The sequence below is a fragment of the Peribacillus sp. N1 genome (genome assembly GCF_054600815.1).
Genome location: NZ_BAAHZO010000001.1, coordinates 1,103,607 through 1,117,876, shown reverse-complemented (window position 1 = coordinate 1,117,876; position 14,270 = coordinate 1,103,607). Strand labels below are relative to the sequence as shown.

The 14,270-nt window shown below is 39.3% G+C and carries 19 protein-coding genes; 11 read left to right on the top strand and 8 right to left on the bottom strand.

Annotation, left to right across the window (positions count from 1 at the left end; all coding sequences use genetic code 11):
- Positions 1-256: 256 nt before the first annotated feature.
- Together ACYP5M_RS05275 and ACYP5M_RS05270 are read left to right on the top strand one after the other, a co-directional pair.
- Positions 257-1,093 (top strand): MBL fold metallo-hydrolase, encoded by an 837-nt coding sequence (locus ACYP5M_RS05275; protein WP_434167096.1) that lies wholly within the window; start codon positions 257-259, stop codon positions 1,091-1,093.
- Between the two features lie 80 nt (positions 1,094-1,173).
- Positions 1,174-1,605, top strand: coding sequence for a CBS domain-containing protein (locus ACYP5M_RS05270; protein ID WP_101225112.1), 432 nt, complete (start codon positions 1,174-1,176; stop codon positions 1,603-1,605).
- A 42-nt stretch (positions 1,606-1,647) separates the two neighbouring features.
- Here the strand turns inward: ACYP5M_RS05270 and ACYP5M_RS05265 are convergent, their stop codons facing one another.
- Both ACYP5M_RS05265 and ACYP5M_RS05260 read right to left on the bottom strand, forming a co-directional pair.
- Complete coding sequence (locus ACYP5M_RS05265; RefSeq protein ID WP_230175809.1) at positions 1,648-3,621, bottom strand: S9 family peptidase; 1,974 nt, start codon at positions 3,619-3,621, stop codon at positions 1,648-1,650.
- 170 nt (positions 3,622-3,791) lie between these two features.
- A complete protein-coding gene (locus tag ACYP5M_RS05260; RefSeq protein ID WP_101225110.1) occupies positions 3,792-4,112 on the bottom strand; it encodes a YckD family protein in 321 nt (106 codons plus the stop codon).
- 237 nt (positions 4,113-4,349) lie between these two features.
- Between ACYP5M_RS05260 and ACYP5M_RS05255 the strand changes: the two genes are divergently transcribed.
- On the top strand, positions 4,350-4,496 hold the full coding sequence (locus tag ACYP5M_RS05255) for a lmo0937 family membrane protein (RefSeq protein WP_459734752.1): 147 nt from the start codon (positions 4,350-4,352) through the stop codon (positions 4,494-4,496).
- A 92-nt stretch (positions 4,497-4,588) separates the two neighbouring features.
- On the opposite strand, the gene ACYP5M_RS05250 is transcribed toward ACYP5M_RS05255, so the two are convergent.
- Together ACYP5M_RS05250 and ACYP5M_RS05245 are read right to left on the bottom strand one after the other, a co-directional pair.
- The gene (locus ACYP5M_RS05250; RefSeq protein ID WP_459734751.1) at positions 4,589-5,506 is read right to left on the bottom strand and encodes an NAD(P)/FAD-dependent oxidoreductase; all 918 of its coding nucleotides are present in this window, start codon (positions 5,504-5,506) and stop codon (positions 4,589-4,591) included.
- Between the two features lie 141 nt (positions 5,507-5,647).
- Positions 5,648-5,971 (bottom strand): winged helix-turn-helix transcriptional regulator, encoded by a 324-nt coding sequence (locus tag ACYP5M_RS05245; protein ID WP_101225109.1) that lies wholly within the window; start codon positions 5,969-5,971, stop codon positions 5,648-5,650.
- Between the two features lie 262 nt (positions 5,972-6,233).
- Between ACYP5M_RS05245 and ACYP5M_RS05240 the strand changes: the two genes are divergently transcribed.
- The 3 genes from ACYP5M_RS05240 to ACYP5M_RS05230 all read left to right on the top strand — a co-directional run bounded on the left by ACYP5M_RS05240 (position 6,234) and on the right by ACYP5M_RS05230 (position 8,909).
- Positions 6,234-7,313 carry a nitric oxide synthase oxygenase gene (locus ACYP5M_RS05240; protein ID WP_459734750.1) on the top strand — a complete coding sequence of 360 codons (1,080 nt, stop codon included), beginning with the start codon at positions 6,234-6,236 and terminating at the stop codon, positions 7,311-7,313.
- A 61-nt stretch (positions 7,314-7,374) separates the two neighbouring features.
- Positions 7,375-7,647: a hypothetical protein gene (locus tag ACYP5M_RS05235; RefSeq protein WP_434167091.1), complete on the top strand. Its 273-nt coding sequence runs from the start codon at positions 7,375-7,377 to the stop codon at positions 7,645-7,647.
- 323 nt (positions 7,648-7,970) lie between these two features.
- Positions 7,971-8,909: a magnesium transporter CorA family protein gene (locus tag ACYP5M_RS05230; protein ID WP_101225107.1), complete on the top strand. Its 939-nt coding sequence runs from the start codon at positions 7,971-7,973 to the stop codon at positions 8,907-8,909.
- Positions 8,910-9,157: 248 nt separating this feature from the next.
- Here the strand turns inward: ACYP5M_RS05230 and ACYP5M_RS05225 are convergent, their stop codons facing one another.
- Complete coding sequence (locus tag ACYP5M_RS05225; protein WP_101225106.1) at positions 9,158-9,349, bottom strand: hypothetical protein; 192 nt, start codon at positions 9,347-9,349, stop codon at positions 9,158-9,160.
- Between the two features lie 97 nt (positions 9,350-9,446).
- Here ACYP5M_RS05225 and ACYP5M_RS05220 point away from each other — a divergent pair, with 97 nt between their 5' ends.
- Positions 9,447-9,608: a hypothetical protein gene (locus ACYP5M_RS05220; protein ID WP_452445145.1), complete on the top strand. Its 162-nt coding sequence runs from the start codon at positions 9,447-9,449 to the stop codon at positions 9,606-9,608.
- A gap of 89 nt (positions 9,609-9,697) precedes the next feature.
- On the opposite strand, the gene ACYP5M_RS05215 is transcribed toward ACYP5M_RS05220, so the two are convergent.
- Positions 9,698-9,832: a YuzL family protein gene (locus ACYP5M_RS05215; protein ID WP_101225105.1), complete on the bottom strand. Its 135-nt coding sequence runs from the start codon at positions 9,830-9,832 to the stop codon at positions 9,698-9,700.
- 98 nt (positions 9,833-9,930) lie between these two features.
- On the opposite strand from ACYP5M_RS05215, the gene ACYP5M_RS05210 reads away from it, so the two are divergent.
- Entirely contained in the window at positions 9,931-10,182 is a 252-nt protein-coding gene (locus ACYP5M_RS05210; RefSeq protein ID WP_434167089.1) for a YkuS family protein, read from the top strand.
- 51 nt (positions 10,183-10,233) lie between these two features.
- Here ACYP5M_RS05210 and ACYP5M_RS05205 read toward each other — a convergent pair whose 3' ends face one another.
- Positions 10,234-10,683, bottom strand: coding sequence for an OsmC family protein (locus ACYP5M_RS05205; RefSeq protein WP_459734749.1), 450 nt, complete (start codon positions 10,681-10,683; stop codon positions 10,234-10,236).
- Between the two features lie 313 nt (positions 10,684-10,996).
- On the opposite strand from ACYP5M_RS05205, the gene ACYP5M_RS05200 reads away from it, so the two are divergent.
- From ACYP5M_RS05200 to ACYP5M_RS05190, 3 genes are read left to right on the top strand one after another with little or no spacing between them, the layout of a single operon-like run.
- Complete coding sequence (locus ACYP5M_RS05200) at positions 10,997-11,758, top strand: SDR family oxidoreductase (protein ID WP_106027420.1); 762 nt, start codon at positions 10,997-10,999, stop codon at positions 11,756-11,758.
- Between the two features lie 27 nt (positions 11,759-11,785).
- Positions 11,786-12,289: a hypothetical protein gene (locus ACYP5M_RS05195; RefSeq protein ID WP_434167088.1), complete on the top strand. Its 504-nt coding sequence runs from the start codon at positions 11,786-11,788 to the stop codon at positions 12,287-12,289.
- A complete protein-coding gene (locus tag ACYP5M_RS05190; protein WP_434167087.1) occupies positions 12,282-13,334 on the top strand; it encodes an alpha/beta fold hydrolase in 1,053 nt (350 codons plus the stop codon). Before ACYP5M_RS05195 ends, ACYP5M_RS05190 begins: the two co-directional genes overlap by 8 nt.
- A 182-nt stretch (positions 13,335-13,516) precedes the next feature.
- Here the strand turns inward: ACYP5M_RS05190 and ACYP5M_RS05185 are convergent, their stop codons facing one another.
- Positions 13,517-14,116 (bottom strand): nitroreductase family protein, encoded by a 600-nt coding sequence (locus tag ACYP5M_RS05185; protein ID WP_230175816.1) that lies wholly within the window; start codon positions 14,114-14,116, stop codon positions 13,517-13,519.
- Between the last annotated feature and the right edge of the window lie 154 nt (positions 14,117-14,270).

Below are 14,270 nucleotides of genomic sequence, written 5' to 3'. Positions count from 1 at the left end.
AAAGTGCGGGGAAGGTCGAATAACTGAGTGGACGGTCGAATAAAGTGTGGTGAAGGCCGAAAAACTCATGTTCGGTCGAAAAAAGGTGCCTTGACTGTCGAAAAAAGTCATCTGCAACTTTTTTAAAGAACTGTAGGCAAACTCGCTGTCGAATCTTTCTTACTGTCTGAAACAGCCTATATAAATTATAGGTTGTTTTTTATTTTCTCGTACAGGGTATCCTTTAAAAAACATGTTCAAATTAGGAGGATTATAAATGGATGATAATCATTTGAATAAAAAATTCATGCCAATGACTTCAGTTTCCAGTGGAGATGTACAGATAATAACTGAGGATATTTATTGTCTGTCCGTCCAAATCGTTAATGTAATTTTTATAGGGTCACCCAAAGATGATGAATGGGTATTGATAGATGCAGGCATGCCGCGTTCAGCAGAGGTAATAAAGAAAACTGCTGAAGAAATATACGGACCGCAAAATCCACCTGCCGCGATTATTTTGACACATGGGCATTTCGATCATGTTGGTGCATTGATTGAGTTAATGGAGTATTGGAATGCTCCTGTCTATGCCCACATTAAAGAAATGCCTTATTTAACGGGACAGGAAAATTACCCCGAACCTGATCCTACTGTTGAAGGGGGGATGGTCGCTAAAATTTCATGGGTATTTCCGAATGAGGGAATCAACCTTGATGAAAAAGTTCAGCCATTGCCTGATGATCATAGTGTTCCCGGGCTTCACGATTGGAAATGGGTTCACACCCCTGGCCATTCGAAAGGACATATATCACTTTTCCGTGAAAGTGACCGAAGTTTGATTGCAGGAGATGCTTTTGTGAATGTCAGGCAAGATTCCCTATACAAGGTTATCACTCAGGAGAAAGAAATAGCAGGCCCGCCGCGGTATTTGACAACCGATTGGGAGGCTGCCAAGGAATCGGTAAGGTTATTGGAAAGTCTGAAGCCGACTGTTGCCATAACGGGACATGGTTATCCTGTAGAAGGGAAAGAACTGGAAATGGGTTTAGCGAAGCTTGCAAAGGAATTCGATTCATTAGCTAAACCGGATCACGGGAAATATGTGGAATGAAGCGTGAACGAGTTCCATGAATAATTTCTCTTCAGAAGTCAAAAATAAACAAGCAACTTATGAAAAATGGAGGGATTTCCGTGACTAATTTAAGAGATATCATGACAACAGACGTGGACTGTTGCACTGCGGAAGATAATATATATGAAGCAGCAGTCAAAATGAAGAATGATGATGTTGGTGTCATTCCTGTATTGGAGAATAACCATTTAATTGGTGTTATAACAGACAGGGATATTGTCATTCGCTGTGTTGCCGAGAAAAAGCCGAATTCGACTAGAATTACCGATGTCATTACCACCAATCTTGTAACAGGCACGCCTGATATGTCAGTGGAGGAAGCTGAGGAGTTAATGGCTACCGAACAAATCAGAAGGCTCCCTATCATTGAGAATGACAAGCTGGTCGGAGTCGTGGCATTAGGTGATCTTGCTGTACACCAACAGACAAATTCAATGGCGGGAAATGCTTTAAGTTCAATTTCCGAAGACAGAGACCAAATTCAACACTAAAAACAAAAACTCTGTTAGCTTTTGCTAACAGAGTTTTTATTTTTAAAGATATTTATTGAACCATCCTTTGATTTCCTCAACATGTTGCAAGCGCATTTTTGGAGATCCGCTTCGGGATACTTCATGAGTTTCATCTGGGAAAGAAACAAGTACCGCTTCTTTATTTTGACGTTTTAAGGCGACAAAAAATTGCTCGCTCTGTTCAATGGGACAGCGGAAGTCCTTATCACCGTGAAGTAAAAGTAAAGGGGTATTCACATTGGAGACATATTTTAATGGCGAGTGCTGCCATAATTTTTCAGCAGAGTTAACGATATCGCCGCCAACTTCCCACTCTGTAAAATAATAGCCAATGTCACTGACCCCATAAAAACTTAGCCAGTTACTTATGCAACGCTGAGTCACAGCGGCCTTGAAGCGGTTGGTATGTCCGATGATCCAATTTGTCATGAACCCTCCATAACTTCCTCCGGATACCCCTAAATTTTCATGGTCTATAAAATCATACGTAGCTAAAACGTGATCAACTCCAGCCATTAAGTCTTTATAATCCATGCCTCCATAATCGCCCCGGCAGGCATTTACGAAGTCTTGGCCATATCCTATACTCCCGCGCGGGTTAGTGAACAATACAGTATACCCTTCATTAGCCAAGGTCTGGAATTCATGAACATAGGTATTGGCATACATCATATGCGGTCCGCCGTGGATTTCTAAAATGAGCGGATATTTTTGATTACCATCAAAATCGGTCGGTCTCATGATCCAGCCGTGGATGGTAAGTCCATCAACGGATTGGAATGTTATTGGTTCAGCCGTGGACAAATGTTTATCCTTCAAAAAATCCTCATTAACAAAACTGATTTGTTCCTTATCGCCATTGGTAAGGTTATAGGCAAAGAGATCGCCGGGATGAACAGGTGTGCTGATGGCCACGACGGCACGGTGGCTTTCGGGATCTATAGTCAGGCCGTATATATGCTGCGGGTCAAGGATTGATGGGTACATGGCTCCTTCAATCGAACCATAATATACCCCGGTATTTCCATAATCACTTATTAAAAAGTAAAAACCTTGGCTATCGTTTGTCCACAATATACCTGGGTCGACGGCTCCGATTTGGAAATCCCCAATTGCGGAATCTCCTATTTGGACGTCCCATCCATCGGTCAAACATTGAGTCGTTTGATCGAAAATGGAATATAACCAGATATTTGAAAAGGTGGCACCGGCAAATTCTTTATTATGGCCAATGAAAGATAGATGCTCGCCATTTGGAGACCATTTCGGATCTCTAAAGAAACCTGTACTATCCGTTATCTTCTCTAAAGATTTCGTTTCAAGGTCCATGATGAAAATATCGGAAAAAAGTTCATCATCACTTCTTTCTGCATCCCCGCTTATGAATGCAATATGCTGTCCGTCTGGGGACCATGCATTCGGTTGATGATCCACATTGTTTTCCGTTAGCAGTGTGGATTCTCCCTTAAAAATGTCTACTATAACTAGCTGCTGATATAACTGATCAAAATAGCCTCTTCCATCCCATTTATACTTAATCCGGTCATACCTATTAACTTTTTTGGTCAAATCATTTTCCTTATCCGTATTAAGGTTTTCGTCTTCCTTTAACCCGGTAGAAAGCAGTAACTTGGTGGAACAAGGAGACCAAATAGGTTTTGATGCGCCGTTAACGAAATGGGTCAACTGGCGAGCTTCCCCACCAATGCTCCCAATAATGTGGACTTGTTTTTTCCCTGATCTGTCTGAAATAAAGGCGATATGCTTGCCGTCTGGGGACCAGGCTGGTGATGTATCACGATTATCCCCAAACGTCCATTGCTTTGTTTCATTCGTAATCAGGCTGAACATAAACAGATTGGAAATGTATTTTTCCGTTTTTTCATCGATTCTGGTTTGGACATAAACCGCCATACTGCCATCCGGTGATAGCTTTGGATCGGTCACTGATTTCAAGTGAAATAAGTCTCTTGCTGTTATACCTATTTTGTTCATCCTTTTCACCCTTTCATTTCTCATAGTTATGTATTTCGCTAAAGAGAAATATAAATCCTTTAGTAAATGGTAAACGCGTAAGGTTTATTTATCAAGGACGAAAGAAATGAAAAAAATCCGGCCTTTTCGTCAGGTCGGATCATCAGGATATATAGGCGAAAAACTTACAATTACTTATGCATGTGTCGTGTATGTGGGCGGTGCGGCGGTATTTGGAAATTATGTTCTTCCATCATTTTATAATGTTGTTCGAAATGTGAAACCATTTTATCGGCTTCTTCTTTTGATAGCGCGCCATACTCGACATATTTTTGGATCAATATCTTTTTGTCAGCGAGTATCTGCTTTTGGATCTTGGCGATTTCAGATTTTTGAGCATCAGTGAATTGTACACGTTCCGTTTTTGCTTTATTTTCCTCTGCAGCTGGGTGATTCAGGTTGACTAAGAATAGGGAACAGGCTGTTAAACAGATGACTAAAAACTTTTTCATGAATGAACGACTCCTTCTTTTGTTTTTTTGTCTTTTGAAGAATTGAAGAGCATTTAAAACCTGAAAGTCTCTTCCTTGTAAATGTTTTTCTTTATGGAAGATTCCTTATTCTTTATTATCATTTACAGCATTTACAGTTTTATGTAAAAAAATAGGTAAGGGTTTGTTAAAGAAAGATATGGGTAATTTAAATGTAAGCACAAAATTTTGATGTAACTTCGAAGAAAGGGGGGGATTATGATCTGGACGATTATTGGTGTAATAATATTATTATGGGTTCTTGGTCTGGTTTTTAAAGTGGCTGCAGGCTTTATACATATCTTGCTTATCATCGCGGTCATTCTCATTTTGGTTAAAGTTTTTAAGGGAAGGGATCGAGTGTAGATGTGTATCAAAGGCTAACGTGGAAAAGTTTAAAACAACAATTTGAAAGGCGGCCTGGTGAGCAGGCCGCCTTTTAATTTTCCGTTATGCTGTCAATCGTAAGGAAGTGGCTGGCCTAACAGCCTCTTATGAATCCATATCGCTGCTTGGGTGCCATCCCCCATTGAAATGGTGACTTGTTCTGAATGTGCAACGAGGTCACCGCCTGCCCAGACTCCTTTAATATTCGTTTCTTTAGTCCGGGGATGAATCAAGACATGTTTGTTTTCATTGACTTGCACACCTAATTGTAGGGCTAGGTCATTATTTAGTTTGTTCCCTTTAAACGCCGTGAATGCTTTTTCAGCCTCGATTATTTTACCGGAGACCAATTGTATGCCCGTTAGCTGCTGTTTGTCGTCGACATGAACCTCACAAACTTCTTCTTCGATTACGGGAACCTGATTTTCCTTCAATTTTTCCTTATAATCATCATCAATTTTTGATTTCAAATGATTTACGTAAATGATATCCTTTGACCAATATAAAAGTGTAAGGGCCATGCCCGCACCCGTATTTCCGCCTCCAAGAACAACGGTTTTCTTATCCATGATCTCATACCCATCACAGTCAGGGCATATATATGTGGATGTCCCAAGAGTTGGATAGATGTTTTTGATTGGAGGAATGTTATCGGTAATGCCGGTACCGAGAAAAATCATTTTTGCTTGATATTGCCTGTCATTCTTTGTTTGGATAAAAAACTTGTCCTGTTTTTTTTCTAGAGCTGTCACTGTATCATCCAAGAATTCGACACCGAATTTTTCAGCGTGCTGTCTGCCAAGCGTCCTTAATTGTTTACCGCTTACCCCATCCGGCCATCCAAGAATGTTATGGTAAGCCTTGGCAATGGAGGAGCGGCCTTGAGAAGAATCAATGACGATAATATTATGTTTATATCTTCCGAGCTGTATAGCTGCCTGAATACCGGCTATACCTCCACCAATAATAATGCAATCTGCTTGTTTCATGAATTCACCGCCCATAAATTTGGAATAAACCTAGTGTTATTCTATCTGTAAAAAATATACCACTAGTCGCTGGCGCCTAAACAAAAAAAGGAGGAAGTCCGCCAGCTGGCGGACCTTCCTCCTTTTCAGTTAATGCCTGTATCATTGTTCCTGTATTGGTTCGAGCCATTCTTGTGCCCAATTTTGAATTTCGTTCATTACCGGTGCAAGAGCCTTGCCTTTTTCAGTTAAAGAATATTCAATCCTGACCGGTGTCTCTGGATATACATCCCTTTTAACAATACCTTCAATTTCCAAGTCCTTTAAACGTTCGGAAAGAATCCTGCCGCTTATCGGGAATGCAGATTCAATATTACAAAACCGTTGAGGGCCATTAAGTAATTGATTGACAATCAATCCAGTCCAGCGTTTACTCAAGATTTGCATTCCTTTTTCAAATCGTGGACAAAGTGTCGTATTATTCATCTTATCACCTCATTATTAATATATTATAATGCATTTACCTCATATGTAACAACTTTACCGATAATTATTTAGTTACTAGAGATGTTAAAGTATAAGAAAATTATGAGCTTACTTTAAGTATCATGAAAAGAAATTCGCCTCATAATTGCCACATTTTAAAAAAATGCGCTTTTAAAAAATGTGTTCTTTAGGGATACCGAGAAAAATATGTTATTTTAATATTGAAGTCAAAGTTTTACAAATGGAAGGGTTCGTGGGAAAGATGAGTGATTTACTGCAAGAGGCCGTATCCTTTATCAGGACAAGTTATCCGGAAATATCGAAAACGGAAGAGGACATGGATGGCAGGATTAAACAAATCAAAAAGGAAATAGATGAAACAGGCAGATATGAACATACATATGAAGAATTGGTTTATGGTGCTAAATTAGCTTGGCGTAATAGCAATCGTTGCATAGGGCGCTTTTTTTGGGAGTCGCTGAGGGTGATTGATAAAAGGATGATTCAAAGCGAAGAAGAAATTGTATCGGCACTCTTTGAGCATATCGAATATGCAACGAATAATGGGAGCATCAGACCTGTGATTACAATTTTCAAACAAAAAGATCATGATCGAAAAGTGGATATTTGGAATCATCAGCTTATTCGATATGCAGGATATGAGACGGAGCATGGCGTAATCGGCGATTCAAGTTCAATAGCATTCACCAAGCAATGTATGGCAATGGGATGGGAAGGGAAATTCGGACGTTTCGATATTTTACCACTTGTAGTCCAATTGGACGGAAAAACCCCTAGTTTACATGTCATACCTGAAAGCCTCGTTAAAGAAGTTCAAATCACCCACCCTGAACTGACATGGTTCAAAGATCTTCAAATCAAATGGTATGCAGTTCCAATCATATCTGGAATGAGGCTGGAAATTGGCGGTATTACGTATTCAGCTGCACCATTTAATGGGTGGTACATGGGAACGGAAATCGGTGCCAGGAACCTTGCTGATGAAGAACGCTACAATATGCTACCGGTAATCGGGGAGAGGATGGGCTTGGATATTAAACGTGATTCAAGTTTATGGAAAGATCGAGCCCTTATCGAACTGAATGAAGCAGTCCTTTATTCGTATAAAAAACACGGAGTCAGCATTGTTGATCACCATACAGCAGCTAAACAATTCAAGAAATTCGAAGAAAAAGAAACCACTTGTAACCGGAAAGTTACGGGGGACTGGACCTGGTTAATTCCGCCTGTTTCTCCAGCCACAACCCACGTTTTTCATCAGCCATATAATAATGAAATAATGAAACCTAATTTCTTTTATCAAATTCCTCCATATAAATAAAGGTTTACATTTATTGGCGTTGGGTATATATATAGCAAGCCAATAAATAAGGGGGAAGGTAATGATGGCATTAGGAAGAAACGTGGTATTACTAGGAGTCGGAGTTGCCGGAGTCTCATTTTTATCGAATAAAACGAACAGAGGAAAAGTGAAGGACATATGGTCCAATGCAAAAGCAAAAACATTAGGCTTTTGGAATAGGACGGCTTCAGAGCTAGATCCTGTAATTGAAAAGGCAGGTCACCCTGATCCATATGATCATGACGACAATAAAATGGTGGATGAAGGCGCCATGTATGGTGTTCACTATTATAATAATGCTAAGCATGGATAAAATTATCAGACGCTTGGGGAGACCTAAGCGTTTTTTTTGTGATAGTTTTTATTATATTTTCCAACCTTTAAAAACTGATAACTAATTGCGAATTTAAAACAGGGAACCAAGGTATTAAATTCGTTATTGTGCTTTAAAAGAATAAGGATTAAGATTAAAGAATCGAAAGGAAGTGGATACGAGTGAGCAGCAGTTCTTATGATCCTGAACCCAGAAAGCAAGAGGAAGCCAATATGATGCTAGAAGTCGAGACTGTTATTCTCCCTGAGTATCTGCTCGAAGAAGGTAAATAAGGCTTTCTCTATAGAAGAGGAGGTCAAGAAATGATTGAAATCTACAAGACGGATGAAAACCGACACCTAAACAAGATCGAGGAAATGACAAAAGGTTCCTGGGTGAACATTGTCGCGCCCACAGAATCTGAAATAGATTATATATGCACGACTTTGAAGTTACCGATCAATTTCATGAAAGATCCGTTGGATGATGAGGAAAGGCCTCGAATTGAAAAAGAGGATGATAATGTTTTAATTATTGTCGACTTCCCATATTTGACAAGGGACGAAGCCGACTTACCGATTTTTGAAACAATACCTATAGGGATGATTTTTACCAAAGACTGTTTCATTACGGTATCTTTGAAAGAAACACCGATATTGGCGAATTTCAAAAACAATAAGATAAAAGGCTTTTTCACCAATAAGAAAACAAGGTTTGCCTTACAATTACTATTTGAGATTTCATCCTATTATTTACGTTACCTGAAACAGATTAACAAGATGACTAATGAAGCGGAACGTGAATTGCATCAGTCCATGAAAAATAAAGAATTATACACTTTCCTGGCTTTGGAAAAAAGCTTGGTTTATTTTACGACATCATTAAAATCCAATCGCGTAGTACTTGATAAGATCCTCCGTTTTAATTATTTGAAAATGTATGAAGAAGATAAAGAATTGCTTGAGGATGTAATTATCGAAAATGCTCAGGCAATTGAAATGGCAGAAGTGTATCTATCCATTCTTAGCGGTATGATGGATGCATTCGCTTCAATCATTTCCAATAATGTCAATAATGCGATGAAGTTTCTAACCTCCGTGACCATTATTTTGACGCTTCCGACGATGGTGGCAAGTTTTTACGGAATGAATGTGGAACTGCCGTTTGAACATAATCGGTTTGCATTCATATTTACATTATTAATTGCCATAACATTGGCGGGGACGACTGCATTCATTTTTTGGAAGAAAAAATATTTTTAAAATTAACCGGCTTATTAAGCCGGTTTTAGACTGTAGACAAATTCGATGTAAATCGAGATTGTCTACAGTTTTTATTAGGGTTTGTGCAATTTGAGCATGATTTTTCCACTCCAGGCACTCGCTTTTCCCGCAAGAGTCTCGTACACCCGCTCCAATCAACTTTGTTCTAACTTTTATATAGAACCCTTACGGCCCTTACCTACGAACCAGTTGGTTCGTAAAATTGAGTCTGCAAAGCCGGTTTTATCTTATTCCTCAAAAAAATCAGCAAATCCTTCACTGTTAATTCGATCGGAATAAGGGTTCTCATCTTTTACATTCTTTGCGTCCAAATTTGTTTTAATCACTAAACGGGGACTCTGTGATGCTTCTCTAATGATACGGTCGTTCAACTCTTTAAAATCCGGTACATTCTTATTGCCGGGTCTGTTTGGTTCCAATTAAACCACCTCCATTTGTATCATGGCAATAAAGGATGGGGTGTATTCATGAATATTATTAGGATTGGGAAGGATAAGGACTGAGGAGGAGATCATTATGACCAAATGGAACGAGCAAGCAGCTCGCAATAATAATTTAAGGGCAAGTGATTTAAACCCGGCTGGAGCCGATAAAGCAAAAATGGATCCAAAAACAATTGATAGTGATCGATTGAATGATCTAAAGATTCAACGGGAAATCATAAAGCAAAATATATAAGGGAAGCCCGATTGTCATGGAATTCCGTCTTCATGATACGCAAAAAAAACGCTTGGTTTATCCGCCAAGCGTTTTCCACTGCATTCTTATCAAGAACGCTTTTGCTTTTTAAGTGAAGAGGGTTGAGTGAAGGACCCGGTTTCTTTCGTAGTGGTGCCTTGCCCCTCTACCTGAGAAGACCCTAAACGGGTTTGAGAAGCATCTTTTTTGTTTTTTCCATTCATGTTTATCACCTCGATATTACTTTCCCTTTTTCCTTTGCATCCTATACATATATTTAAGGTGAAAAGGACAGGTTAGAAGGTAGAGGAGGTGTGTGTTGATGTCAAAAATCGGTGTTGAAGAATCATTAACGAATATTCAGGAAGCACTTCGTGAAAAAGGTTTTGATGTTGTGGAGATTAAACAAGAAGCTGACGCAAATAACGTGGATTGTTGTGTGGTAACAGGTTTGGATAGTAATGTAATGGGTATAAGCGATACTTCATTAAAAGCGTCTATCATTGAGGCAAATGGTTTAACTGCTGATGAAGTGTGCCGCGAGGTTGAAAATAAAATGAACGCCATTCAATAGTTCAAAAAGTGCCTAAACCGATATAGGGTTAGGCACTTTTTTTGTTCAAGGCTACTGTGCTATGGAAATTGCCGCATTCAATTCCACCGCTACATTCCCTTTGATCGCCCTGGAAATCATACATGAAGCTTCAGCTTTTTCAGCAAGTTTCCTCGCTTTTTCAACCACTTTTTCTGAAGTGCCCGGTACTAATATAAGTTTAGGGAGATGAATGATTTTCTTGTAGGTGAATACTCCATTCGTAACATCCACTAACGCTTCGGATTGCATGGTCAAGCTCACCTTTTCTATATGGGCTCGCTCTAACATGGCAGCATAGGTAATGATATAGCAGGTCGATGCCGCCCCAAGCAGCATTTCATCGGGATTAGTGCCGATACCTGGTCCCTCCATTTCAGTAGGAATACTTATCTGTGTTAGTAGATTCCCTGAATGAATTGTGCCGATATCATTTCTGCCGCCTGGCCACTCTGCAGTTAAATGAAAGTGATGTATCGTCATTTTTTTAACCTCCTTACCATTTCTATAGTGTAAACGATTAAACAGGTTAAGTATTCGATTTTGCTCACTCGGGGGATTAATCATAACAGCAGTGGGTCGAATTAAGTTTTTCAGTATGCCAATTCAAAGCCGACCGTAGCGGTCGAAAGGATAGGTATTATTAATATAAAGGATACTGTTGATGAAACAAAGGCAGAGGCATCAGGCTATTTTAAGCACAATATTGGATAGGCCTTCCTATAATGATATAGACGGTTTTATATAAATAATACTTCATTAAGGAAGGGCTGAAAAGTTGACTACATTGAGTAATATGTTCGATTTGACTAATAAAACGGCTATCATTACCGGCGGCGGCAGAGGACTGGGCAAACAGATCGCCATGGCGTTGGGAGAGGCTGGCGCAAATATAGTCATTGCTTCACGAAATCTGCCTGTATGTAAGGAGGTATGTGAAGACTTGCAATCGATGGGTGTTAATGCCGTTGCCTTTGAATGTGATATCACCGATGTGAGCGCCATTGACCATGTCGTTCAGGAAACGGTTGCTCAATTCGGCACGATTGATATTCTTGTCAATAATAGCGGTACGTCTTGGTCAGGTCCGCTTTTGGATCTTCCCAAGGACAAGTGGGAAAAAGTATTGAATGTTAACGTTACAGGTACATTCCTGTTTTCACAGGCTGTAGCGAAGGTCATGAAGCAGCAAAATTCCGGAAAAATCATAAATATTGCATCGGTGTCAGGTCTTGGCGGGACGTTTCCTGAGCTTTTGGATACGATAGCTTATAACACCAGTAAGGGTGCCATCATTACAATGACCAAGGATTTAGGAGTTAAACTTGCTAGATACGGCATTCAAGTCAATGCAATTGCACCTGGATTTTTCCCGACTAAAATCACAAAGAAAATTCTTGAAAAGTCTAACTATGACATATTAGGTAAAACTCCGGCTGGCAGGTTTGGCGATGAAGATGATTTAAAGGGTGCCGCCGTTTTTTTAGCCTCACAGGCTTCTGACTATATGGTGGGTCATATTTTGATCATTGACGGTGGAATATCAGCATTAGTATAAACGGAGGAGAAAGGAAGGAAGAAATATATGGCGGAAAAATCCAATTTTTATAAAGGGCTTAAATTACTGGGCACACAAAAAGAGCAACAGCTGAATAGTAAAATTCAAAATCTGCTGAATAATCGCGAATTAATCGAAAGAGTGAGCAATAATGCGCAAATGCAGGTACCAAGAATAAATAGTCTTCAGGAAGCCTCAGAAAGAATGTCCATCATCATGAATTATCCAACAAAAAAAGATGTGGCGAGTTTAGCGAAATTAGTCATCCAACTCGAAGAAAAAATTGATGGGTTGGAAGAATTGGTCTCTATACTTGTTGAGAATAGGGGCGGGAATGTCGGGGGTAATTCTTCAATTCGCAATAAAGGCAATGCCAATTCATCCCGCAGCATCAAAAAGAAATCAAGATTGGCATCCAATGAAATGGAAGGGAGTAAAAAAAGGTTATCTGATTTTATAAATAACTCCTTATTTTTAAGCTCACAGCTGCCTGAGTTCAATTCAGTTGGTCAGGAGAATTCAAATGGCTAAGCGGAAAGTGCCCAAAAATCAATCTGAACCCAAAACTAAATGGCAACATTTATTGGATATTCCCAATCAGCCAATGCCTGAAATGGGACTGACTCCGAAAATAGCGGTGTGGAAAAAAAACAAATCAACGCTTTGGTTTTATCCCTCAGCACAAAAAAAATATGATGTACCGGTTTTTCTTATATATTCACTAATAAATACTCCTTTGATTCTTGATTTATCTCCGGGGAATAGTTTAATAGAATCTTTTGTAAATGAAGGTTTTGATGTGTATTTGCTTGATTTTGGAAGCCCGGGCTTTGAAGATGGTGACATATCGATCGAAGATTATATCGTCGATTATATTCAAAAAGGAGTGCAGCGTGCATTACGTCACTCTGGAGCATCAGAAATTTCAGTCATGGGGTTTTGCCTCGGAGGTACAATAGCCGCAATATATGCTGCCATTGCAGACGAGCCCATCAAGAATTTGATACTTTCCGTGACCCCGGTGGATTTCAGTGCCTCGGAATATTTTGATCAATGGCAGGAAGCGTTAAAAGAAGGAACAGCGGATTTTGACGAGACAATAGATATTTATCAAACGATTCCAGCCAGTGCTGTTAAATATGGAATCCGTTTAATTACATCACCTATCTATATATCACCGTATTTATCGTTATTGAATCAAGCGGATGATGAGGAATACGTTAAGAATTGGCGCCGCTTCAATGCGTGGGCAAATGGGCATGTGCCTCTATCCGGCGCAGCTGCCAAACAAATAACCAAAGACCTCTTGATAAAAAATCGCTTGGTTAATGGTGGTTTTGAGGTAAGGGGGAAAAAAGCGAAGCTATCGAAAATTAATGCTAGTGTTTTGGTCATTGCAAGTAAGTATGATCGATTGGTCCCACAGGAAATGATTTATCCGGTAATGGAGCATTTAACATGTAAGGATAAGACATATAGCCTACTGGAAAGTGGACATGCTGCTAAACAATATTCCGGTGAACTTCCATATTATTTGAAGGAATGGCTACCTGGGCGTTCTTCACCAATTCAATAGGTTAGTGGGGGGAAGTGAAATGTACATGTTTAACGCCAGTGAGGAAATCAAAATCATGCCGGTTGTAGAATATATAGGCTTTGCGGCATTTATATTTTCAAGATTTTTTGCAACATTTCCGGATTACTAAAGTGAAATAAATGAAAGGGCTGGCTTGGTATTTAGAGCCAGCCCCTATTGTCTCATTCATAATATTTCACTCGTTCTTCTAGTGGTGAGAAGTCTTTATCGCCAGGCTCTGCAGTGGGTTTTCCAAAGGGCATCTGAGCGATGAGTTTCCAATCGCGTGATATATCCCATGTCTTTCTCACTTCGTCATCGATTAAAGGATTATAATGCTGAAGGCTTGCACCAAACCCCTCAATTTCCAAGGAAGTCCATACGACAAATTGTAAAATGGCAGACGATTGGTTCGACCAAATCGGAAAGTTTTCGGCATACGTTTTGAATTGTTCTTGAAGCCTTGTTATAATGGCCTGGTCTTCAAAGAATAAAACCGTACCATAACCATTTATAAATGACTTCATTTTTTCTTCCGTTTTTTCGAAATCTTTGTCACCGACAGCTTTTCTTAATGTGTTTTTCGTGATATCCCATAATTGGTCGTGGCTTTGACCAGTTAAAACAATCACTCTTGCACTTTGGGAATTGAAAGCGGAAGGGGAATATTGAACGGCATGATCGATAACTTCTTTAATCCTTTTATTAGGGACAACATGTTCCTTGCTAAGGGAATAATAAGAGCGTCTATCTTCAATTGCGCTAAAAAAGTCTTTAGCCATACATCATACCTCCATTCATTATACCGACTTATTTTGACCTGATTTTATTATTTTATGAAAAGTGAATACGGGTGAAATTATTTGTCTGAAAATGGTTGACAAATTTATCGTTATCATTTATCTTTAAATCAAGATATTTGTATTAAAAGTATTA